Origin of the sequence: Pelagibacterium luteolum (assembly GCF_900100665.1) — a bacterium.
Lineage (GTDB): Bacteria > Pseudomonadota > Alphaproteobacteria > Rhizobiales > Devosiaceae > Pelagibacterium > Pelagibacterium luteolum.
This window is the reverse complement of the sequence record NZ_FNCS01000009.1, coordinates 63013-85600: the sequence shown is the minus strand read 5'-3', so window position 1 is coordinate 85600 and position 22588 is coordinate 63013. Positions and strand designations below refer to the sequence as shown.

At 57.7% G+C, this 22588-nt stretch carries 17 protein-coding genes; 6 read left to right on the top strand and 11 right to left on the bottom strand.

The window, feature by feature from the left end:
• Positions 1-8: 8 nt before the first annotated feature.
• The 11 genes from BLR31_RS14190 to BLR31_RS14140 all read right to left on the bottom strand — a co-directional run bounded on the left by BLR31_RS14190 (position 9) and on the right by BLR31_RS14140 (position 14958).
• Positions 9-1415: a dipeptidase gene (locus tag BLR31_RS14190; RefSeq protein WP_090597355.1), complete on the bottom strand. Its 1407-nt coding sequence runs from the start codon at positions 1413-1415 to the stop codon at positions 9-11.
• A 4-nt stretch (positions 1416-1419) separates the two neighbouring features.
• Complete coding sequence (locus BLR31_RS14185; RefSeq protein ID WP_090597354.1) at positions 1420-2754, bottom strand: amidohydrolase family protein; 1335 nt, start codon at positions 2752-2754, stop codon at positions 1420-1422.
• Positions 2751-3812, bottom strand: a complete 1062-nt coding sequence (locus BLR31_RS14180; RefSeq protein WP_090597353.1) for an ABC transporter ATP-binding protein — start codon at positions 3810-3812, stop codon at positions 2751-2753. Before BLR31_RS14180 ends, BLR31_RS14185 begins: the two co-directional genes overlap by 4 nt.
• 15 nt (positions 3813-3827) lie before the next feature.
• Positions 3828-4616 carry an ABC transporter permease gene (locus tag BLR31_RS14175; RefSeq protein WP_090597352.1) on the bottom strand — a complete coding sequence of 263 codons (789 nt, stop codon included), beginning with the start codon at positions 4614-4616 and terminating at the stop codon, positions 3828-3830.
• Position 4617: 1 nt separating this feature from the next.
• Complete coding sequence (locus BLR31_RS14170) at positions 4618-5442, bottom strand: ABC transporter permease (RefSeq protein ID WP_090597351.1); 825 nt, start codon at positions 5440-5442, stop codon at positions 4618-4620.
• 75 nt (positions 5443-5517) lie between these two features.
• A complete protein-coding gene (locus BLR31_RS14165; RefSeq protein WP_090597350.1) occupies positions 5518-6555 on the bottom strand; it encodes an ABC transporter substrate-binding protein in 1038 nt (345 codons plus the stop codon).
• Between the two features lie 126 nt (positions 6556-6681).
• Complete coding sequence (locus BLR31_RS14160) at positions 6682-8553, bottom strand: adenine deaminase (RefSeq protein ID WP_090597432.1); 1872 nt, start codon at positions 8551-8553, stop codon at positions 6682-6684.
• A 5-nt stretch (positions 8554-8558) separates the two neighbouring features.
• Positions 8559-9515, bottom strand: coding sequence for a nucleoside hydrolase (locus BLR31_RS14155; RefSeq protein ID WP_090597349.1), 957 nt, complete (start codon positions 9513-9515; stop codon positions 8559-8561).
• Between the two features lie 1132 nt (positions 9516-10647).
• Positions 10648-11157, bottom strand: a complete 510-nt coding sequence (locus tag BLR31_RS14150; protein ID WP_090597348.1) for a GAF domain-containing protein — start codon at positions 11155-11157, stop codon at positions 10648-10650.
• A 55-nt stretch (positions 11158-11212) separates the two neighbouring features.
• Positions 11213-12922 carry a hydantoinase B/oxoprolinase family protein gene (locus BLR31_RS14145; RefSeq protein ID WP_210183934.1) on the bottom strand — a complete coding sequence of 570 codons (1710 nt, stop codon included), beginning with the start codon at positions 12920-12922 and terminating at the stop codon, positions 11213-11215.
• 5 nt (positions 12923-12927) lie between these two features.
• Entirely contained in the window at positions 12928-14958 is a 2031-nt protein-coding gene (locus tag BLR31_RS14140; protein WP_090597346.1) for a hydantoinase/oxoprolinase family protein, read from the bottom strand.
• A gap of 234 nt (positions 14959-15192) precedes the next feature.
• On the opposite strand from BLR31_RS14140, the gene BLR31_RS14135 reads away from it, so the two are divergent.
• From BLR31_RS14135 to BLR31_RS14110, 6 genes are all read left to right on the top strand, one after another.
• A complete protein-coding gene (locus BLR31_RS14135; protein WP_176762676.1) occupies positions 15193-17058 on the top strand; it encodes a M24 family metallopeptidase in 1866 nt (621 codons plus the stop codon).
• A gap of 100 nt (positions 17059-17158) precedes the next feature.
• Positions 17159-18403: a metal-dependent hydrolase family protein gene (locus BLR31_RS14130; RefSeq protein WP_090597344.1), complete on the top strand. Its 1245-nt coding sequence runs from the start codon at positions 17159-17161 to the stop codon at positions 18401-18403.
• Positions 18400-18984: a hypothetical protein gene (locus BLR31_RS14125; protein ID WP_176762675.1), complete on the top strand. Its 585-nt coding sequence runs from the start codon at positions 18400-18402 to the stop codon at positions 18982-18984. The genes BLR31_RS14130 and BLR31_RS14125 overlap by 4 nt, the downstream gene beginning before the upstream one ends.
• A 29-nt stretch (positions 18985-19013) precedes the next feature.
• Positions 19014-20006 (top strand): sugar ABC transporter substrate-binding protein, encoded by a 993-nt coding sequence (locus BLR31_RS14120; protein WP_090597343.1) that lies wholly within the window; start codon positions 19014-19016, stop codon positions 20004-20006.
• 66 nt (positions 20007-20072) lie between these two features.
• Complete coding sequence (locus BLR31_RS14115; RefSeq protein ID WP_176762674.1) at positions 20073-21608, top strand: sugar ABC transporter ATP-binding protein; 1536 nt, start codon at positions 20073-20075, stop codon at positions 21606-21608.
• A complete protein-coding gene (locus BLR31_RS14110) occupies positions 21605-22579 on the top strand; it encodes an ABC transporter permease (RefSeq protein ID WP_090597341.1) in 975 nt (324 codons plus the stop codon). Before BLR31_RS14115 ends, BLR31_RS14110 begins: the two co-directional genes overlap by 4 nt.
• The last annotated feature ends 9 nt before the right edge of the window (positions 22580-22588 follow it).

Genomic DNA, 22588 nt, shown 5'->3' with positions numbered 1-22588 from the left:
CTCCTTTGTCAATTGCTAGCTTTTAGTTCGGAAAGTGCCGCGAGCACCCGAATGAATGAGCGGATGCCACCCTTGAAGCTGGACAGATCGTATTTCTCATTGGGGCTATGGATACGGTTGTCGAAGCGGGCAAACCCGACAAGCAACGTATCCATTCCTAGCTGGCGCTTGAACTCTCCGACGATCGGAATTGAACCGCCGGTTCCTGCCAGCGCCGCTTCTGTGTCCCATTCCTCGCCAAGCGCATGGCGCGTCGCGGTGAGATACGGGCTGTCAAGCGGCAAGGCGATGGCGGCACTGGCGCCATAGGAGGCGAATTCAACCGAACAATCGTCAGGCACGCGCGCTCTTATATGAGAGCGAAACGCGTCGCGGATTGCGACCGGGTCCTGGCCCGCCACGAGCCGGAAGGAGACCTTGGCATGTGCTTTGGCCGGAATAACCGTCTTGAACCCTTCCTCTGTATACCCCCCTATGACACCGTGTATCTCGCAACTCGGCCGCGCCCACACCTGCTCCATGATGGAGTACCCTGTTTCCCCGGCCGGGATGCGCAGGCCGATGTCAGACAAAAACCCATTCTGATCGAAAGGCAAGCGCTTCCACTGCGCTGCAATGGTGGGGTCAAGATCCTCGACTCCGTCGTAAAACCCCGCGATGGCCACACCACCATCGGGACCGCGCAGACTGGACAGCGCATCGGCAGCCACCTGAAGCGCGTTGCGCGCCGCATTGCCGAACATGCCCGAATGAAGGTCCCGGTCGGCGCAGGTTATGGTGAACTCCTCTGCCACCAGCCCACGCAGCATGGTGGTAATGGCGGGCGTGTCGCGGTCCCACATGTCGGTGTCACAAACCATCATGACGTCCGCCCTGAGTTCCTGGGCCGTGGCCTCGAGAAAGGGCACGAGGCTCCGCGACCCTGACTCCTCTTCACCCTCAAATAGCATCGAAACCTTGATCGGCAGAGCGCCAGTTGCCATCTTCCATGCACGGCAGGCTTCGATGAACGTTAGAAGCTGCCCCTTGTCATCGGACGCACCGCGGCCCACGATATGCGTATCTCCATTGGGCGCAGGCTTGAGCGTCGGCTCGAAGGGATCAGTCTCCCAAAGGGCCAAAGGGTCGACGGGCTGTACGTCATAGTGCCCGTAAAACAGGACATGGGGGCCAGCTGCATCGGTCTTGTGGCCCACCACCATGGGATGTCCTTCCGTCGGACGCACCGAGGCCTCGAACCCTAGAACACCGAGCTGATCGGCCAGCCATTGCGCGGCGGCGCGACAATCATCGCTGTGTGCAGATACAGTCGAGATCGACGGAATTCGGATCAGCTCGAACAGCCTTTCAAGACTTTCGTCCATATGGGCGTCGGCGTAGTCGAGTACGGTTTGCAGTTCTGTCTGTGTTGGCATTTGATTAGTCCTTGGCGGCCCTGGCCGCATCAATGGCCGCGATCTCGGTGCGAAACTGGCCCGCCAGCTGGTTGGCGTCGGACAGAACCCGGGCCGGTTCGAGCGTCTCGGTCACGCGGTCACGCATCAGCCAGACACCATCCACCATGACATCGCGCACGTCGGTGGGCATGGCGCCAAACACCAGTACCGAATAGGGATCGTAGATCGGCTGCACGCGCGGCGCAGACACATCAATGCGGATCAAATCGGCCTTCTTTCCCACTTCCAGCGAGCCGATTTCCGCGTCGAGCCCCAAGACCCTGGCGCCTTCGATGGTTGCCATACGGATCACATCGCGCGTCGGAAGCGGCTTGCGCGAGCGGCCTAGAATCTTGGCAAAGATGGAAACCACGCCGAACTGGGAAAACAGATCGAGCGTATTGCCGCTCATGGGCCCATCGGTGGCAATGCCCACGGCAATTCCAGCCTGCCGCATGTCTTCAACACGCGCCATACCACGCCCCCCCTTGCCGTTCGAGCGCGCATTATGCGCCACCCCGGTGCCGGTTCGGGCGAGAATATCGATATCGGCATCCTCGATCAGAAGGCAGTGTGCAGCTATCGTTCCGGGTTTTAATATCCCGGTCCGTTCCGAGACTGCGGTCGTCGTCAGTCCGTAGGTATCACGGGCCCAGGCCACTTCCTGTTCGGTCTCTGCGAGATGAATCTGGATGATCGACGTAGGGTGAGCATCGTGCCAAGCGGCTACGCGCTCCAAAATGTGGGGACCTGTCGAATAGGGGGCGTGCGGCGCGATCGAGGCTGTTACGCGCCCCTGACCGGCGCACCATTCTACAAGTTCATCGCAAAGCGCGAAGCCTTCATCGATACTCTTGTGATCGGGCGCATCGAAATTGGCGATAGTCTGGCCGACAACTCCACGCATCCCGGATCGGGCGATAACTCCAGCCACCTCGGTTTCGTGGTAGTACATATCCGCAACCGTGGTAACCCCGCCCATGATCGATTCTAACGCGGAGAGCGTTGAGCCCACCCGGACCATTTCGGGCGAAACAAACTTGCGCTCGAGCGGTAGCATGTAGCGAAACAGTCGGTCGTCCACGTCCTCGCCCAGCCCTCTGAACAGCGACATGGCCATGTGGCAATGGGTATTGACCATGCCCGGCATCACGATATCTCCGCCCATGTCGCGGATGTTCGCATCGATCATCTCTGGCGGGTCGCCTTCGCCCAGCGCCTCGATCTTGTTCCCCTCGATCAACAGCCAGCCGGGCCGGTACTCGGACATCGCCGCGTCCATTGCGATGATCCACGCATTTGTCAGGAGCGTTTTCATTCCGGCTTTAAGATCGCGCATTGATCGGGGTTCGGCACGAGCCTGACACGCTCACCAGGCTCCAGCGGCAATGCGAGCGACCCGTTGGCAACCAGGTGCCCGGCCCCGCTCTCGCACTGATATTGATAGGCGCGCCCCAGATAGGTGCGCAGTCCCAGCGTCGCGACAAGGCCATCCGCATTCATGTCATCGGAAACCATCAGCCCGTCGGGACGCGTGGCAAGGATGAACCGTTCGGGAATCTCGCCCAGTCTCTCCTGTGAGAGCACCAGTATTGACCCGTCTGTTGCCATGGCAGTGACCACGGCGCCATCGCGGCCGGTAACTTCAAGCTCGATAAGATTCTCGAACCCCACGAAACGCGCGACGAAGGTGTTGGCCGGGCGCTGGTAGAGCATTTCGGGCGTATCGAGCTGCATGATGCGGCCCTGATTCATGATGGCCACACGATCTGAGATTGAAAATGCTTCCTCCTGGTCGTGAGTCACATAAAGTGCAGTGGTGCCGTTGGCGCGCTGGAGTTGGCGGATCTCCACACGCATGTCCACGCGCAGCTTGGCGTCCAGATTTGAAAGCGGCTCATCAAACATCAGAAGCGGCGGCTCGATGACCAGAGCCCTGGCCAGTGCCACGCGCTGCTTCTGCCCGCCTGAAAGCTCGCCCGGTAGCCGATCGGCCAAATGGTCCAGCCCCACGCGTTCCAGCATTGCCATCGAGCGCCGGACGCGCTCGGTTCCTGCAATCTTGCGCTGCTTGAGCCCGAAGCCGACATTGTCTTTGACACTCAAATGGGGAAACAGGGCGTAGTTCTGGAACACCAGCCCGATGTCGCGGCTATAGGCCGGCAGCTGGGTCAAATTCTTTTCACCAAGGCGTATCGTTCCCGATGTCGGCTGCAGAAATCCAGCGACCAACCGCAGTGTTGTGGTCTTTCCGCAGCCCGACGCGCCGAGCAGGGAAACCAATTCACCCTCGCCAACGGCGAGCGAAAGATCTTCGAGAACTTTGGTTGCGCCGTAATGGGCGGTGATCGTGTCGATCGATAAGGGCAGAGTCACGTGATAAATGCCTTCTTACTTGGTCACCACGGTCAGCCCGAGCGTGCGCTCAACGATGATCATGACGATAATGGTGAGCACCATAAGCAGCACCGAGACCGAGGCGATGGTCGGATCAAAGAACTGCTCCACATGGGCCAATATTTGAATGGGAAGCGTTGAAATGCCCGGGCCGGTCAAGAAAAGGGACACCGACACATCGTTGATCGAGGTGATGAAGGCCAATATGAAGGCCGCGATCACGCCAGATCGGATATTGGGCAAAACGACGGTGAAGAACGTTTTGGCCGGACGGCTGCCCAGCGAGATGGCCGCCTCTTCGATGGAGAAGTCGAACGAGGCCAGCGAGGCGGAAATTACGCGGACCACATAGGGCAGAACCAGAAGCGTATGCCCGATCAGCAGCGTTGCGAACACAGGTACGCCAAATCCGACGTTGATGGAGCGCAGGAGTGAAAAGCCGATCACGATCTCGGGCACCAGAATGGGCAGGACAAAGAGTGTCGACAGCCATCCGGGAAGCTGGATGCGATAGCGGTTGAGCGCGTAGGCAGCGGGAATGCCGATCAACAGAGCAAGCCCGGTGCCCAGCAATGCCACCTGCAACGAGGTGACGATGGTCCGCCTAAACGCGCTAACCTCCCAAATGTTTTCGAACCAGCGCAGGGTCAGCCCCTGCGGAGGGAATGCAAGATAACTGGTGTCGGAGACCGAAGCGCCGAAGATGATGATCAGGGGTCCGATCAGGAAGACATAGACCAATGCGGTCATCACGATAAGCAAGGGGTGGATACGGGTTCCCATCTTACACCGCCATAGGGTTGAGACGGCGCGCAATGCGTGTCATGACGACAACAGTTGCCACGATGACCACCACCATGATGGCTGCCACCGTCGATGCGCTCACCCAATCGAATGCGACCATGGCGCGCTGGTGCAGGAAAGTCCCCATCATCATCTGACGCGTGCCTCCAAGGAGATGAGGCGTGGCGTAGGAGGTAAAGCTGGCGGTAAACACCAGCACCGCGCCAACAATCAGCCCCGGCGTGGCCAGCGGAAGAACGACTTGCAGGAAGGTTGATGTGGGCCTGGCACCCAGAGAGGATGAGGCCTGGATCAAGTCATCGGGGATATTTTCGAGCACCCCGATGAGCACGAGCACCATAAGCGGCACGAACAGATACACCATTGCGACAACAACCGAGGTCTGGGTGTAAAGCAGCGCCAAGGGAGCATCGATTAAGCCGATCCATTGTAGGAAGCTGTTGAGGATACCGTTGCGCCCCAGAATGACCAACCAGGCAAAGGACCGAACCACCACGCCGGTCAGCAGCGGAAATACGGCCAGAACAATCAGCACCGATTTCATCCAGGGCGGACATTTCGACACCACATAGGCTGTCATCAGGCCCACGCCGAGCGAGATGACCGTGGTGATAGCCGCCACCTCAAAAGTTCGCCACAGCACGGTGCGCTGAAAGCCCGACGCAAAGAAATCGGTATAGGGCGCAAAGACCCCTTCGGGCGCAGTAAACGTGAAACTGATGGTGGCGGCAACCGGGATGATCAGGAAAATGGTGACCGCAAGAGTGGCCGGAGACGAGAGTATCCAGCCGGCAAGACGTTTCATGTCCAACTCTTTAAGGAGAATGATGAAAGGCCTGCGAGGCGGCCTGCCGCCCCGCAGGTATGAACGCTGATTGGATTACATGCCGAAAATTTCGTTCCAGCGGTTGATCCACTCGTCGAGCACGGCGTTCATTGGAACATAGTCCACACGCTGCAAGCCGGCGATCATCTCGTCGCCATACGTCCAGATAGACGCTTCCTCCTCGGTCAGTTCGACCCCGGTATTGACCGGCGCATCGATGCCGCGTTCGGCAAGCTGCTGCTGGATCTCAGTGGACAGAACGAAATCAAGGAACTGGTGTGCCAATTCAGGCTCTGCCGCACCGACGGGGATATTGATGGTGTTGAGCGTTGCAATCGAGCCCTCTTCCAGATCAGCCCACACAACGGATGGCACAGCAGCCTGAATCTGGGCAAGGGTAAAGTCCTGAGCGATCGAGGTGCTGATTTCCCCGGTCGAGAACAGGTTGATCATTTCAGAGCCCGTATTGTAGTTGGTCACCACGTTGGGCACGAGTTCCTGGACCTGTGCGAAGGCAGCATCGGGATCGTCGTAGGCGTCGACACCTCCGCGCTCGCCCGCTTTCAGCACGACCATCGGACCTGCCGTGGTTGTGATGCCGGGCAGCGAAATCGAGGAGGCCAGGTCTTCACGCCACAGATCATTCCAGGAGGTGATGGGTTCGGCAACCGAATCGGGATTGTAGACGATGCCCACCCGCCCAATTGTATAGGCCGGGCCGTATTCGCCCTGAGGGGATTGGGCAATGTCATAGATCTGGTCGATATTGGGCACCTGCTCACGGTCGATCGGCTGGAACATACCCAGCTCAATGCCCAATTGGGAGAAGCGGTCGGTCAGATAGATCACGTCGACCCCTTCGCCATTGCGCAACTGGAGACGATTGAGCCGATCCGCATTGTTGCCAGTCTCGAACACGACTTCGCAGTCGCACATTTCCTGAAATGGATCGACGATGATTTCCTGAAGCTGATCGCCGTTAAAGCCCCACCAAGAGATGGTGAAGGTCTTGGATTGGGCCATTGCGGGTGTCGCAGCCATTACGGCGGCCACCGAGAGTGAAGCAAGACCCAAGGTCTGGAGTTTTTTCATGATGTTCCCCTGTTGCGCGTTCGCCCTGAAAGACACAAGGGCGTCCGCTAAATTAACGTGGCGCAGCCTATTTTTGCCCACGCTCGAAGCAAGACTAACATATGAGCATCGAGGGGCAAATTGTCGCTACCAGACGATTGGATGGGTTTGCCCGGTCTCGACGTTGACAAAGCCGTTCGGCACCCGCTCGGACGGCGCCACCAGTACCCATCGCCAGGGCGCACACGTCAATGTGGCAAAGGCCAGGCGCTCGGGAAATCCGGGGAACCATCGCGGACTGAACGTGGGCTCAAACATCCAGTCAACCTTTTCGCCCTCGGCGTAGAGTGTTTGCATTTCCGCGTCTAACGCCTCAGGTGGCCGGCAGGTCATCAATCCACCGACTTCATAACGGACCGTCGCGACCAGTTCCCCTTCCCGCACGAGCGCCCAGCCACCTTGTGTTTCACGCAAACCATTTACGGCTCTCGCCATGGCAGAATCTGATGAACCGACAACCCAGATGTTGTGTTTGTCATGCCCCATCGAGCAGGCCAACGCGGTATCGGGCGTTCTCGGGCCCGTACCGAGCCAGAACATGGCCGAGGTTTTCCCCTCGCCCGAGAACCTGTCGACAATGGCGAACTTTGTGACATTGCGATTTGAATCGCGCTGCACATGTCCGTCCTCAACCGGCAGGTCCATTTCGATGAACTCATCGTGCCAGTGGAACGGCCGCAACAACGCAGCGGTCATCGTCTCGCGTTCAGGTTCGGCTGGAATGGCAAAATCCGGCCCCGTTAGTTCGTGGTCTATTTTTATGGTGCGCGTCGCCCAGTCTGGCCAATCGATACGGGGGACAGGTCTGAGATACTTGCCGTTCTCTGCGACCTTTTCACCATCTGCCCATACATCCCTGATCGAAAGCGAATCGAGGTCGTCGAGCAAGACCACATCAGCGAATCGGCCGGGAGCAATCGACCCGACCCAAGGGGTCAAACGCATATGGCGTGCTGGGTTGATGGTTACCATTTGGATCGCAATTTCGGGAGCAAGCCCTGCCCCTATGGCAATTCGCACGTTGTGATCGGTGGCCCCCAGCCTGAGCGTGTCGGAGCAGGATCGGTCGTCGGTGGTAATGGCAAGCTGGCTCCAGTCGCCCAGACCAGCGGCCAACAAGCCCGTGACCATGTCATGAAGCGAATGGGGACGCAGTTCCATGAACAGGCCGCGCCGAAGCTTGTCGATCACTTCCTGGGCCGTCCAGGCTTCATGGTCCGAGGCCAAACCGGCGGCGGCAAAGGCATTGATCGTAGGCAAATCCTTAATGCCAGCCGCATGGCCTTCGATAACACCACGCTTTTCAAAGGTCGCTTCGATCATCCCCCACAGCCGGTCATAGGAGGGATTGTTGGGGTTCCACACGGCCGGCCAGTCCATGACCTCGTCCAGTCCCGCCACCATCAGGCTTTCTGAGAGAAAACCCAATTGCTCATCATAGCCGAAGTAGCCCCCGCCCCATTCATAGGCGGTAGGAGGAACCGCCGAGCCCGGCAGGGGAAAGATTTTCTGCGGGCTTCCAGCCAGCCTTGCCGCGAACCAGAAGGCAAGATTGTTGGCGCCATTGACGTTGGAAAACTCATGGCTTGCTTCGCACGTCCAGGTATTGCCGTGCGGCAGCACCATTGCCGCCTCCCATTCAGGGGTAACGTGCGAACTTTCGATGTGCTTGTGTACCTCGCCAAACCCGGGCACAGCAATAAGATCGGGTTCATGAACCTCATGGGTGACGGTGCCGGGATATGAGCCGGCCGGTCCCACATAGGCGATGCGGCGCCCGGCAATGATGATCTCCTGATCGGAAAGCCACATTCGAGAATTGACGTCGAGTAACCTGCCCACCCGTAAACGCGTATCGGCAGGCGCGTGGCCCAGCGCTACACGAGCCAGATATTGACGAATTTTGACTTCGTCGGCCGACGATATCAGCAGGTCATTGGGCTTTGTATCACCGGACATTTCCATCAGTCTCCTTGCGAGCGATACGCGATCGAGGCTTGATAGAATGCAATCAGCGGCTCCATCTCAACCTCTTCAACGAGCGTAACCATTGGGGTGGCCAACCGCCCGGTGGGATCGACCACTGTCATCCCCCGCGTCAATCCCGGCGCCAAGGCAACATCGACTGAAGCGCGCAACGACTTTTTAACGATTGCCGGTTCGATCACCACCGCAGCGGCAAGCGGGTCCACAAAGCGGAAATGATCGCCTCCGCCAAACGCGGCGATAACCTGCCGCGCGTGACGGGCCAATTGCAGGGAAAATTCTTTCTCGCGCCCATCGGGCAGTTGAGCAAAAAGGGCATCCACCGCCGCGCCGGTCATGGTATGACCTGCGCATGTTTCCCATGGCAAAACGACCGTGTCGATCTCCGCGCCGAAGACTATGCCTGCCGCTTCAGGATCGGCAAAGATGTTGAATTCGGCAGCCGGGGTGACATTGCCACGTCCATAGACCGAACCACCCATGATCGTGAGCTGCCCAATGCCTTCAATGCAGTCGGGGGCAACCCGCAGCGCCAGAGCCAAATTGGTCAGAGGTCCGATCATCAGCAGGTCGATCTTGGCTCCGCTGCGCGCCGCCTCTTTCAAGCTTGCGATAAGGAAACCCACGCCGTCACTCCCGGCCGCCGCAGGAACGGATTCGGGACGCGGAGCGCCCCCCAAGCCATCGTCTCCATGAATACCGATTGCATCGATCACGGGCTGGGTGAGCGGCCGGTCCGCTCCCTTGTGCACGGGCAAGTTCTCTTTTCCGGCAACAGCCAGGACCGAAAGGATATTGCGCGTTGCCGCGTCGAGACCGACGTTGCCGAAAACCGTCGTGATCGCATCGGGTATTTTGTCGGCCGCTATAAGCATCAGCAAGGCTTGTGCGTCATCGACGCCGCCGTCGGTGTCAAGAATCAGTCTTCTATTCATCGATCAAGCGCGCGTTCGTGGTCCCCAAAAGGTTTCGCCAACAGAACGATTAATGCGCTACAAGTCCACACCTTTTGGTTTCGAAATACAGGTTTGTGGACAACATCGGCGCCGGTGTCCACAAACACGCGGCAATATGCACCAAGCTCAAAAATGAAAAGCCTCCGCCAAAAACCGTTGACCTCGCGCCCAACCAATCTGATCTCCCCAGCCTACCCAATGGTCGGCCTGCATACCCCCCCGAGTCGGCTTTTGTGGGCCAAGAGTCAGCGGCACGAACTGGTCAGTGGCTGTACTCCGAGATCAAATTTCAGTCCGTTCAGCCAAAAGCAAACGCGTCCTCGACATCCACACGCAGCACTATGTGGTCCACCAAGTCTTCCTTTGAAACCTGGAGTGCCACAATGTTTGTTTTGATAAACAACGACATTGCAAAGGGTGCCGGAGAGCCAGCGTTGAAGGATTCTGAGAGGCTTACGGGCCGCAAGGCTTCAGCTTTCGCACTCTGAACATGGCGTCGGCTCGAGCAGGTCTGGCTCCTTTCAGCAACGCGCGTAGCGGCTGAAGAGCAATTTGAAACCTTGATCATCAGCTCCTTGGTCCATTTCGGAAGTCGCCGGTCTTATTCCTGACCCGGCTCTGCGGACCGACAACGTTATCTTGATCAGTAGGCGTGATTTTCGAACAATGGCAGTGTACGTCATATTCGGACAGGAAGGTCTCCGTGAAAGCAAGGCGGAGCGGAAAATGCAAAAATTCGCCGAAGAACGCTTTTGTAGAAGATCTCGTCATCGACCTCATAGCGGGGATCAGCCTTGAGGGGAGAGTGGAGGATGTTGCGTCACTTCCTTAAGTCCCTGAAGATGTGAGCGCGGTCGAGATCTTCAATGCCATTAGCCACGGAAAGATCGGAGCTGCGAATGGGCCGATGACTGTAGTTGGCATCAGACGACCGTTCGCCGAATTTGTGGAATTCACGTCTACCAAGGCCACGCGTGTTAGAAGCCTGACTTTGTACTCTACGGCGTTTGCTTGATGACTTGAAAGTCTGGTTTGCGGTATGGCCAGCCTTAAAGCCGCCAGGTGAGTTCCACCAATCCCGGTCACCCGCGCAAAGGCCGCCCGCCGATGTTTATCGTGCGACCTCATAGAGCAGAAGCGCCAAGGCGACGAGGTGGCGCATTCCCTCGCAGGCTTCCACGGCCTGTCCATCGAAATGCCCTGGTCCCGACAAGCAGTTAAGGGTGCCGATGACTGCACCCTTAACTACGATTGGAACATTGACGATCGACTCACAACCGAGCGACAGGATCAACTCATGATCAAACATCACTGCCGCGAGCCCTTGATAGTCATTGGCTACGAAGGTCTGCTGCTGCTCGATGACGTGCTCGCTCCAAGGCGTATCGTTCGGCGGCTTTCGCCCTGCCGCTGCGTAGGCATCTGGCATCGAAGAATAGAGCCGCAGAAATGAGCCATCTGTAATGTCGCGCTGGGTCACCGTCACCAGCTTGACCCCCACGTTTTCACGAAGCCGGTCGGCAACCAGTCCCAAAATGTCTGCAGGGGTGACGCCCTTTTTGGCAAGCACCTCGGAAACCCGGGCATTCAAATTCTGCCCATGTTGGGCTGTCTCGGGCATGGCCCTTCTCCTTAATGCTTGAACAAGGCGGGGCAGGTCCCTGCCCCGCCGAGTTCTACTGAGTAGCACGCGGCGTGCTGGCCGCCTCATCTATCCGACCGGACACTATGACGACTCCATAGTCGCTTTCAGCTGCCCCAATCGAAAGGTATCCTCGATCGAGATCGCGCTGAATTTCTGCGAATGGGCGCTCAAGCGGATTGCCAAAACCACCGCCGCCGCCAGTGCGGGTAATGACGAGAGTGCCCTTGGGTAGTACACGCGCTCGCATCTTGAGCGGCGTCTCTTGGGTGCCATCAGGTAAGATCAGGGTATTTTCGGGCCCCTTAGCATCCTTGCCACCCTTAAGACCCCATGCGGGGGTTTTGCTGCGCTCAAACCACAATGCCCCGCCAGCATCTTCCATCATGCGATAGCTTCGCACGACGCCATTGCCTCCCCGCCAACGACCGGCTCCACCAGTATCGGGTCGGATGGAAAATTCTTCGATCCGGACTGGGAATTTTGTTTCATAGACTTCGGCCGAGAGGTTGCGGAACCCACCATTGACCAGATTGATGAGCGCACTTTCCCCGTCCGATCCGTTCGAGCCGCCCCAACCGCCTGCGGTTGCTTCTACTGAAAGCCATTGTTTCTTGCGCGGATCAACGCCAAAAAAGGAGGCTACCATGGAGTCTCCGTAATGAGCGGCTGTAGCTTGTTCCGGCATAGCCTCAGACAGGCACGCGATCATAAGGTCAGCCAGCAGCCCCAGCCCGGTGAAGTACCACGTGCACGCATAGGGTTCTCTTGCGTTGAACATGCAGTCTTCGGGAATTTTGACGCTCATTGTCGAGAAAGACCCGCCAGTGATCGCGCGATCAGGACTAATCATCGTCTTGTAAGCAAGCCGCAACAGCGATTGCGTCTGCACTGCCCCGCAATTGATGGAGCCCGCAACCGGGGGAGAGGACCCCTCCAGGTCAATGAGCATGTTCTCGCCCGCGATTGTAAGCGTCAGACGAACCTTCACAGGCTCATCGGACTGCCCGTCATTGTCGAGATATCCCTCGCGTGACCAGGTCCCGTCGGCCAGAGCCGCTATTGCAGCTCGATCCAAGGCGCGCGACTGTTCAAAGATGTTGAGACAGCTCGCCCTGTAGGTATCTCGGCCAATCCGGTCCAGTAACTGGCCTAGCCGACGCTCCCCGGTTCGGATCGAGCTGACCTGAGCGCGGAAATCGCCCAGGATTGCGGACCGCATTCGGGTGTTGCGCTGAATAAGATCGATCCAGTCCTCAAGCTCCTCGCCGCCTTTGATGACCCGAGTGGGTCCAAGACGCCAGCCTTCCTGAAAAATCGAGTTCGACCCCATGGGCATGCCGGGATCCATAGCACCCACGTCGGACCAATGCGCCCGGGCTGCGCCAAACCCAACCAGAACACCCTCATGAAACAATGGCCCCACAGCCGTAAAGTCATTGAGGTGAGTGCCCTGAAGGTAGCTGTCGTTCATCAAAAAGATGTCGCCGGGGCCAATGTCATCGCCATACTTGTCGATCACCAGATGCACACACGCATCAATGGCCCCCACAAAGAGCGGAACACCGGTCGATTGGCCCAGCATGTTGCCTTCTGCGTCAAGGATGGCCACAGCGCTGTCCCGGCCCTCGTAAATCACCGGGGAATAGGCCGAACGCCAAAGTGCGGCATTCATGTCCTGGGCACAGGAGATAACAAAGTTGCGGACGACTTCGGTCGTAATCGGATCGCTTTTCATTGTCATTGCACTCACTCCCCGTCGATCTTTGTCATGGATAGGTGGCCACCGATGATCACCTCGACGCGCCAGCCAGGAGGCACCAGAGTGGTTGTCGTTTCTTCTTCGATAATCGCCGGCCCGACGAGTGTATCGCCAAGCGCGTAAGCCTCGCGACGCACAATGGTGGTGTCATGCTCGGTGCCGTCGAAATAGACCTTGCGGGTGCGAATGGTGTGGCTTTCGCGGTCTTTGGGGCTGGGCAATCCCGGACGCCGCAAACGCCCAAGTGCCGCGACGCGCAAATTGGCAACTTCAACACCGGCAGTCGCACTCGAATGGCCGTACTGGGCCTGATAGGCGACATCGAACCGGTCGCGCACCGCTTTGAGGTCCACCGTTCCCGTGCCGACCGGTATTGTCAGCACATATTCTTGACCTTCGTAGCGCAGATCCACCGACCGCTCGAAACTGATATCGGTCTCATCCATGCCCTCATGCTCGAGATGCTCGCGGCCCTGCTCCTCCAACCCTTCGAAAGCCTGCGTCAATTCCAGCGGCGACGCTGCACTCCAATCACCATACCAGGTCATTTTAAAGTCGTGGCGCATATCGGTCTGGAGCATCCCGAATGCGGAAAATGCACCCGGATGAACCGGAATGATCACTTCACCGATGTCGAGCTGTTCGGCCAAGGCAGCAGCTTGGCTCGGCCCAGCACCACCATAGGCCAGGAGAGCAAAGTCTCGTGGATCTATCCCGCGCTGGACGGTGATTGTTCGGATGGCATCAGCCATCTTTGCGTTGATAATGTCGATAATGCCCTGAGCAAATGCCGCAGGTTCGAGTCCAAACCGGTCACCCAAAGACCTGACTGCTGTTTCCGCCGCTTGAGAATCAAGTGTCATCTCTCCGCCGGAAAAGTTCGAGCTATCGAGGCGTTTGAGTACCAAATTTGCATCCGACACCGTCGGCTCGACACCTCCGCGGCCGTAGCACGCCGGACCGGGGACAGACCCGGCCGATTGTGGGCCCACACGCAGCGCATCTGCCTCTTCCCAAGCGATCGAGCCGCCACCAGCACCAATCACATGGATGTCCACTACCGACATTTGGACCGGCAAACCTTCTAGAGTGGTCTCGTTGGAGATCGAAGGCAGCCCATCGACAATCAAGCTGGCATCAAACGAGGTGCCGCCCATATCAACGCAAATCAAATTGTTTCGCCCCGTCTGTTCGGCCAAGGATCTACCCCCGATGGTACCCCCTACTGGCCCCGACAGCAGCGTCTGAAGCGGACTGCTGGCGGCAGCGTTAGCGGTCATCGCGCCGCCGTTGGATTCCATGACATGAACCCGCCCACCTTCAGGCAGCGTATCGGCCATCTGCTCAACCAAGGTCGAAAGATACCTGCGCACTACCGGTGCAGTGAAGGCATCCATCACGGTGGTCGATATCCGGTTGAACTCCCGCCATTCCGGTGACACCCGGTGCGAGAGCGCAATATCGACATCAGGCAACCGCTCGCGCAGATACGCTTCTGCAGCAAGCTCATGCTCGGGATTTCGGAAGCCAAAAAGAAAGCAGATCGCGATGGCATCATAGCCGTTCTCGCTCACCGCGCGCACAACAGCGTCGAGCTGACTCAGATCGATCGGCGTTTCCACCGTTCCGTCAGCCGCTATCCGCTCGCGTACGGTGAAGGTGTCCTCGACCGAAACCAAGGGCTCGGGCTTGCGCCATCGGATCGAAAAAATCTCTCCGCGGTCATTGCCCTGGATGGTGTAAACATCGCGAAAGTTCTCGGTCGTAACCAGCGCCACTCTGGCGCCCTTGCGCGTCAGGACCGAATTGAGGCCCACCGTCGTGCCGTGTACGAAAAAATCGATATGCTCGCTCTCGCCCAACCCCTTTTTAACGCCATCAAGCACCGCCAGTGCCGGATTTTGGGGGGTCGAGAGAACCTTAAGCGCTCGTACAGCCCCGGTTTGGCTGTTTTGAAATACGATATCGGTAAAGGTCCCGCCGATATCGGCCGAGACGCGGTATCCGGTTGAAGACATTCTACCAACCTCTCCTTTGATGATCCCATGCCCCGGTTAAGCGGGGTCAATTTTCGAGGTTTACGCACGCTGGTAACAGCGCGCGCACCACAGAAGACGCCCGTTTCACGGGGGTCTCCCGCAACCCATTGCCAAGATGCTAAGTTGCGTGCAAACTTTATGCAAGACAATAATACAAACTTTATGCTAGCCTCTTTGGGTGGAGGCGAGGCCCAAGGAACAGGAACTGTCCGAATGTCCAAGCTCGATGAATCGGAAAAATCGGCAGCGGTACGACGCGAACGCGGCGCCACCACAGTCTATCAAGCCCTGCGCGAAGAGATCTTCAATCTCCAGCGCGAACCTGGTTCTGGCCTAGACGAAGTGGGAATCGCCAAAGAGTTCAACCTCTCGCGCACCCCCGTGCGCGAGGCGCTCTTCATGCTCTCCGGAGAAGGCCTGGTTCACGTCTTGCCCAACCGCGCCTCTATCGTTGCACCGCTGACGATGCACCGGCTTAACGACCTTCTCGATACTTGGCTGATTCTTACCCGAGCCGTGTGCGTTGACGCCGCTCATCGTCGCACCCCCGATGATCTCGTCGACCTCGACGACCGTGTCGTCCAATTTGAAGTGGCGATTGAAGCCGGTGATATCTTGGGTATCGCAAAAGCCATGCTGCATCTCCAGCGCGGCTATGGAGAAGTGGCCCGCAATTTCTTTCTGGGCCGCTATTACCCGCTGTGTCTCGATGCCGGTCGACGCACGCTACTGCTGCATTATTTTCCCTACGCCAGCGCTGCCGATCTTGCTCACCAAACTACAACTCATCGCGCCATGATCACGGCCATAAGGGTCAATGACACAGTAGCCTGTAACAAGATCGCCGGCGAAATGCTGGCCGCTATCTTGTCCGTCATCAAGTCATCGCTTGAACCGTCGATTGCCGACGAGGTGGATTTGGTCACCTCTCCGCTCTCGCACGCCGCCCCCCCCGAAAAGATGAAAGACGCTCCGCTCATGGACAACAGTCAACGGATCGCCAAACTCTCGAAACTGCTCAAGGCCGCAGACTGCCCTGCAATTGCCTTCGTTCCCGGTCCAAATTTTTACTATCTCACTGGTGTCAGCCTCGCGCTCATGGAGCGCCCTACCATTCTTATCGTTACCGCCGAAGGCGATGTGCACGCGGCTATCCCGGCGCTGGAGCGTGATCGTTGGGCGGCAGAAGTACCACACGCGCACACGGTCTATTGGCAGGACTCCGACGGATATTCCGACGCTCTTGCAGAGCTTGCCAAACAGGTCGGTTACGCACCCTTGGCCGTTGAGGGCAACCGGATGCGCCAGTTCGAAGCAGCAGCGCTCAGCGCCGCTTTCGGCAGTGCTGTGAGCGATGGAACGGCAATGCTGGCATCGCTGCGATTGATCAAAGAGCCCGAAGAGGTCTCGGCGATACAGCGGGCGGTCGATTTGAGTGAGGCAGCCTTGGTGGCGACGCTGGCGCAAGTGCGTGCCGGCAACAGCGAAACCGAAATCCGGGCTCGCCTGCAGATCGAAATGCTGGCGCGTGGCGCTGACGGGCCCGGCTTTGACCTGATCGTTCTTGCAGGTGGAGCGTCCGCAGATTGCCACGGCATTCCATCCTCGGAACGCATACTAAAACCAGGTGACGCTCTGTTGTTCGACTTCGGAGCCAAGCTGAACGGATACAGCGCGGATATTACCCGGACCTATTTTTGCGAGGAAGTGCCGGAACCCCATCGTCGCCTCTACGAGGTCGTCCTTGAAGCCAATCGCGTTGGACGCGAGATGGTCGCGCCAGGAATTGCCATCCACGATCTCGATCACGCTGTGCAATCGGTGCTGCGCGATGCCGGTTACGACGCCAACATTCGACATAAGGTCGGCCACGGGCTCGGTCTCGACATTCACGAAGCCCCCCAGCTTATGGTTGGCAACCATGAAACGCTCCAAGAAGGGATGGTCATTACCATCGAACCGGGACTTTACGAACCCGACGTTATCGGCGTCCGGATCGAGGACGACGTTCTGGTGACCGATAGTGGCGCCAAATCTCTGACGTCCCTGCCGCGGGAACTTCAGGTGATTGGCCGATGAAACATAAGCTCAGCAGTGTCGAACTGGCGCGCGCCCCACACAATGGCCGGTCGACGGGAATTCGATGTGTGGCGCACACAGCTTATCGCGTGGGAACTGTATGACCGTTACATCTTATACCAACGCCCGGTTGCTCGATTTCCAGCGTGAGGCGCTCACAGAGCCGACGACCGTAACAACTGACGGCGACACAATCGCAAGCATTGGCCAGCTTGCGCCGGCCAATGCCGAGATCATCGATCTTGGGGGGCAGACGCTCATGCCAGGTCTGATCGACAGTCATTTCCACGTTGTCGCTCACACCCTGGACCTCTGGAGCAATGCGATCGCCCCAGATTCCCTGGCCGCGTTTCGCGCCGGGGCGGTGATGGAAGAGCTTCTGTCTCGCGGATTTACCACAGTGCGCGATCTGGGTGGTGCCGACTTGGGCCTCGTACGCGCCGTGGAAGACGGTTATATCGACGGCCCCAACCTCGTCATCTGTGGCAAGGGCCTTTCTATGACAGGCGGCCACACCGATCTGCGTGAACGCACCGACATCCGCCCCGACGCTCTGGGATGGCGGCTGGGGAACATGGGCATTCTTGTCGACGGTGTCGATAACGTCCGCGCCACATGCCGCAAGTTGCTCAAGGAAGGCGCCAAATTCATCAAGGTCATGGCCAATGGCGGGGTATCGTCACCCAATGATCCCATCGACTCCATCCAGTATTCCGACGCGGAGATCCTGGCAATGGTCGAGGAAGCGAGTAATGCCAACACCTATGTTGCTGCCCATGTCTATCATGATGCCGCTATTCGTCGTTGTGTGGATCTCGGAGTCCATTCCCTTGAGCACTGCAACCTAATTACGCCCGAAACCGCCAAGCGCGCAGCAGATGCGGGATGTATCGCCGTTCCAACGCTGGTCGCCTACGAGGGGCTCAAGCTTGAAGGCGCCGCGCTTGGGCTCGGGAAAGCCGAACAGGCAAAGATTGATGTGGTTCGTGATCGGGGGTTGGAGAGCCTTGCCATTATGCGCGATGCGGGCCTGTCCATGGCGTTTGGTACCGATCTCCTAGGCCAATTGCGCAAATATGGCGGCATGGAATTTGACCTGCTTGCAAAAGTGCTCAGCCCAGCACAGATCATCCGCAGCGCAACCGAGGTGGGTTCGCGTCTGTGTGGGCTGGAGGGACGGGCTGGGATCATTAAAGAGGGCGCCCGCGCCGACATGATCGTCGTCAATGCCGATCCATTCGCCGACGTCACCATTCTTGGCGAGCCTCAAACCTATCTCACACGGGTCATAAAGTCCGGGCGTACCGTACGCGAAACGGCTCACGTGCGAGGCGGTCGCCTATGAGTGATGACATTTACGACGCAGACAAAATTTGCCAGACGCTATCCCAACCACGATCTGCCGTGTCCTTGTTCGCCTATGTGCGCGATGGGCTGATCCGCGAGGTTGGATGCGGACTGATGACCGCGTCACTTTACGACTTGCGGACAATGCGCACCCGACGCGTCTTTACTGACAACGACGTTGCCTACGCCCTTGGCAACTTCAAACGGCTCGACCGCAATCGGTTCTACCAGTTGGTGATCGAATCCGCGCAGCCTTTTTCAAGCACAACGATTGAAGAGCTCGCAGAAGTCTTCTTTGACTGGGAGCACATCCAAGCCTTGGGCTATGGATCCAATCTCAACTTGCCGGCAGTGGCGAACGGCAAAGTCCTCGGCACGATCAATCTTCTTGAAAAAACTGGCCACTACACGCCGGCGCGCGTCGCCGAAGCCATGAAGTGGCAGCCGCTCGTAACTTTAAGTTTTCTCTTACTCATGGCTGAGGGGCCTGAGTCTGCGAACTTCCTTGGCCGCCCCACTTCTCAAGGGGCGATCACCGAAGGCGCGCGTCCAATCCATGAGGCGCGCCCACATATCTAACACTCATAGTTCAAAGGGAGATTTCAACTATGAAGACAATGACCAAACTTGCCGTACTCGCAACGGCTCTCACACCACTGCCAGCGTTGGCACAGGACGACTCAATATCCATTGCGTATCTGGCGTCGTCCAGCCAGAACGGGTTCAATCAAGCCATCTATGACGGCATCCAGCGCGCAGCCGCGGAATACGACAACGTGTCGGTCGAGATATTTGACGGGGAGTTCTCTGCCCCCGTGCAGTTCAGCCAGGTTGAAGATCTCGTTGCGGCCCAACGTTTTGAGGGCATGATCGTCACGCCCAATGACACCGTCGGCATTGCGACTGCACTCGAAACCGCCGCGAACGCCGGTGTAAAAACGGCTGCTACCTTGTTCCCCATTGGTCCTGACCTTTCCAACATGGAGCCCCAGGTTGAAGGCCTGGTCACCACGGTTGCGTCCGACCCCTCGATCGGAGCGCGACGTCAAGCTGAAGACGTCGTCGCGTATTGTGAGGACATCGATCCTTGCAAGGTGGTTGTGCTGATCGGCCAGCTGGTCTTCCCGTTCGACAATCTGCGCTACGAAACGTACCAGACCGTTCTGGGAGAACATGACAACATCGAAATCGTGGCGACCGGTGAGGGCAATTATAGCCCGGAAACCTCGATGACGGCGATGCAGGATATTCTGCAGTCAAATCGCGATGTCGACGTTGTACTATCGAACGCTGACCAGCACCTGATGGGCGCAGAAATCGCTATTCAGGACGCGGGCTTGGACCTCGAAGATATTTATCTCATCGGTGCCGGGCTTAACCAGATCGCTGTCGATGCCATTCGCTCTGGAATGTGGGATGCTTCGCTCGCACAGTTTCCTCGGTCCATGGGCGAAGCTGCGCTGCACTCCATTGTCGCTGCCATCAGAGGCGAAGAAGTCGAGACCTGGATCGATGAATCCAAGCTCGGGGAGTCTCCGGTCATTGTGACTCAGGAATGGCTCGAGGAAAATCCCGACTTTGAAGCAGAATGGCAGGGTTGATCTAGTCTGTTTTCGGGTCGGCGCTTTTACGGCGCCGACCTGTAACCGAAAGCGGAAAGGATGGCCATGACCGCATCTGAAGTTGCCGTTCGTGTAAAAGGCGTCGCCAAGAGCTTTGGCGGCACACGTATCCTCAACGATATCACGATCGATTTTTACAAAGGTACTGTGCACGCCCTTGTGGGTGAAAACGGCGCTGGCAAATCAAGCGTCGGCAAGATCATTGGCGGATACTATTCAGCGGATGAAGGAACTTTGGAGATCGAAGGAGACACAGTTACACGGTTTTCACCTCGCGATGCCCTGAAACGTGGCGTCGCCATGATTCATCAAGAGCTGCAGCTCGTTCCGGAGCTAACGGTTCTGCAGAACGTGTTTCTTGGGCAGGAAACTAATCGCGCCGGAGTGCTGGTCAAGGGCGACCTCTCGAGATTCAAGACCCTTGAACAGACTTGCGAATTCGGACTCGACCCCAATGCGAAAGTGGCATCGCTGCGAATTGCGGAGCGACAGAAGGTCGAGATCATGCGCGCAGTCGCACGAGAGGCAAATGTCATTATCATGGACGAGCCCACCTCCTCGCTGACCGAGGACGAGGCCGATCGCCTCCATGGTCTGATCGCCCGTCTCAAATCACGTGGCACGACCATTATCTATGTCAGCCACTTCCTGGACCACATCCTGTCAACCTGTGATCGGGTCACAGTGATGCGCGATGGAGAAGTTATAAGGACAGACGCCATCGCAGGCGAGACCAAGCAATCTCTGGTCGACTCAATGCTGGGCAAAGCATCAGAAATTAGTTGGCCTCAGCTCCCCCCTGCTCCAGCGGACTCGGTGCCACCAATCGCTGAAATGCGCGAGGTTGCGACCACAAGCGGGCTCAGCAATATCTCCCTTTCCATCCGGCCAGGCGAGATCGTGGGTCTAATCGGTCTGGTGGGTGCCGGACGCACCGAAGTGGGACGCGCGCTCTTTGGAGCAGACCGCTTACTGTGGGGCACCTACGTCCTCGACGGCGACGTCCAGAAGAACCTCACCATCCACCAGGCCGTAAAGAAGGGCGTTGCGCTTGTGCCGGAAGACCGACGCAAAGAAGGTCTCGTTCTGAGCCAAACGACCCGCCCCAATGTTAGTTTGGCCTCACTTGAACAGATCAGCCGAATGGGCGTCGTCAACCGTCGCCGAGAACGCGATCGCGTCGCCAAGATGATTGACCATTTCGGAATAGTTCCAGGCAAGGTTGACGGGGAAGTCGCATTCTACTCCGGCGGCAATCAGCAAAAGGTCCTGCTGTCAAAATGGGCAGTGGAACGGCCTAAACTACTAATTCTTGATGAGCCCAGTCGCGGCGTCGATATCGGCGCCCGCCAGCGTATTCATGAGTTCATTGTGGAAATGGCAGCAGCAGGCGTTGGGGTATTGCTGATCTCCTCAGAGCTCGAAGAAGTCATCAACCTCTCCCATCGCGGGTATCTGATGAGCGAGGGTCAAATTTTTGCCCAAGCCGATTGCCGCGAGCTTACCGTCCAAGATGCGCTCAAACATATCTTTCGCCAACAGGGTCAGGAAAAACACCCAAAAGAGGGAATCGCCGTATGAGCGAAACACATTTGCCAACTAGCAAGAGACGTAGCGTCAACTGGATTGCCGTGGGCGACTTTGCCCGCCAATACGGCGTGCTGATCATTATCGGCGCTCTTTTAATCGGGCTGAGTTTCGCTTCTGAAAATTTCCTCACAGCACGCAACCTGCTCAACATTCTCAATCAGAGCGCTCCGCTTGCCATAATCGCCTGCGCTTTGACACTGGTGATCATTGGGGGCGGTTTCGATCTTTCCACCGGCGCAATATTTGGTGTGGCCTCGGTTTCCGCCGGCTGGCTTGCCATCAATGTGGATCCCTACCTTGCCATAGTCGCAGGTCCCGTCATCGGGCTGATGTTGGGCGGAATTAATGGTATGATCATTACCGGATTTGGCGTCCACTCCTTTCTGGTCACTCTCGCAACAAGTCTGGTCTATCGCGGGATTGCGATCCTGATAACCGGGGGCGCTCTCATCCCCGTTCGGATTCCTGAATTTTCATGGTTGGGCCGCGAACGTATCGGAATGGTCAACGTTGCTGTGATCGTCCTGTTTGTATTCATGGCCTTGATGACCTTTCTGCTCAATCATACCACCTTCGGGCGCAAGGTCTTTGCCGTCGGAGGAAATGAGGAAGCTGCGCTGCTTTCGGGCATCCGCACAAAACTGATCAAGATCATGACATTTTGCCTCTCGGGCGGTGCTGCTGGCCTCGCTGGGGTGATCAGTGTCTCACGAATATCGATGGCAGAGCCGCAAGCAGGCGTGGGCATGGAGCTCGAGGCCATTGCGGCGGTGATCCTTGGCGGGACCTCCATCATGGGTGGCTCGGGTGCCGTCTGGCGATCGGTCTCCGGCGTGTTGCTGATTGCCTTGATCGGGAACGGATTTAACATCCTCAACGTCAATCCGTTCTTCAAGGACCTGACCACCGGCGTGATCATCGTGATCGCTGTCGCATTGGCCGCCTCTGCCTCTCGGCGCTGACACCCTTTG

What these genes read in the sequence shown, in the direction of transcription:
- BLR31_RS14190 (WP_090597355.1), bottom strand. Translation starts at nt 1,415, where the DNA reads ATGCCAACACAGACAGAACTGCAAACCGTACTCGACTACGCCGACGCC.
- BLR31_RS14185 (WP_090597354.1), bottom strand. Translation starts at nt 2,754, where the DNA reads ATGAAAACGCTCCTGACAAATGCGTGGATCATCGCAATGGACGCGGCG.
- BLR31_RS14175 (WP_090597352.1), bottom strand. Translation starts at nt 4,616, where the DNA reads ATGGGAACCCGTATCCACCCCTTGCTTATCGTGATGACCGCATTGGTC.
- BLR31_RS14170 (WP_090597351.1), bottom strand. Translation starts at nt 5,442, where the DNA reads ATGAAACGTCTTGCCGGCTGGATACTCTCGTCTCCGGCCACTCTTGCG.
- BLR31_RS14165 (WP_090597350.1), bottom strand. Translation starts at nt 6,555, where the DNA reads ATGAAAAAACTCCAGACCTTGGGTCTTGCTTCACTCTCGGTGGCCGCC.
- BLR31_RS14160 (WP_090597432.1), bottom strand. Translation starts at nt 8,553, where the DNA reads ATGTCCGGTGATACAAAGCCCAATGACCTGCTGATATCGTCGGCCGAC.
- BLR31_RS14155 (WP_090597349.1), bottom strand. Translation starts at nt 9,515, where the DNA reads ATGAATAGAAGACTGATTCTTGACACCGACGGCGGCGTCGATGACGCA.
- BLR31_RS14150 (WP_090597348.1), bottom strand. Translation starts at nt 11,157, where the DNA reads ATGCCCGAGACAGCCCAACATGGGCAGAATTTGAATGCCCGGGTTTCC.
- BLR31_RS14145 (WP_210183934.1), bottom strand. Translation starts at nt 12,922, where the DNA reads ATGACAATGAAAAGCGATCCGATTACGACCGAAGTCGTCCGCAACTTT.
- BLR31_RS14140 (WP_090597346.1), bottom strand. Translation starts at nt 14,958, where the DNA reads ATGTCTTCAACCGGATACCGCGTCTCGGCCGATATCGGCGGGACCTTT.
- BLR31_RS14135 (WP_176762676.1), top strand. Translation starts at nt 15,193, where the DNA reads ATGTCCAAGCTCGATGAATCGGAAAAATCGGCAGCGGTACGACGCGAA.
- BLR31_RS14130 (WP_090597344.1), top strand. Translation starts at nt 17,159, where the DNA reads ATGACCGTTACATCTTATACCAACGCCCGGTTGCTCGATTTCCAGCGT.
- BLR31_RS14125 (WP_176762675.1), top strand. Translation starts at nt 18,400, where the DNA reads ATGAGTGATGACATTTACGACGCAGACAAAATTTGCCAGACGCTATCC.
- BLR31_RS14120 (WP_090597343.1), top strand. Translation starts at nt 19,014, where the DNA reads ATGAAGACAATGACCAAACTTGCCGTACTCGCAACGGCTCTCACACCA.
- BLR31_RS14115 (WP_176762674.1), top strand. Translation starts at nt 20,073, where the DNA reads ATGACCGCATCTGAAGTTGCCGTTCGTGTAAAAGGCGTCGCCAAGAGC.
- BLR31_RS14110 (WP_090597341.1), top strand. Translation starts at nt 21,605, where the DNA reads ATGAGCGAAACACATTTGCCAACTAGCAAGAGACGTAGCGTCAACTGG.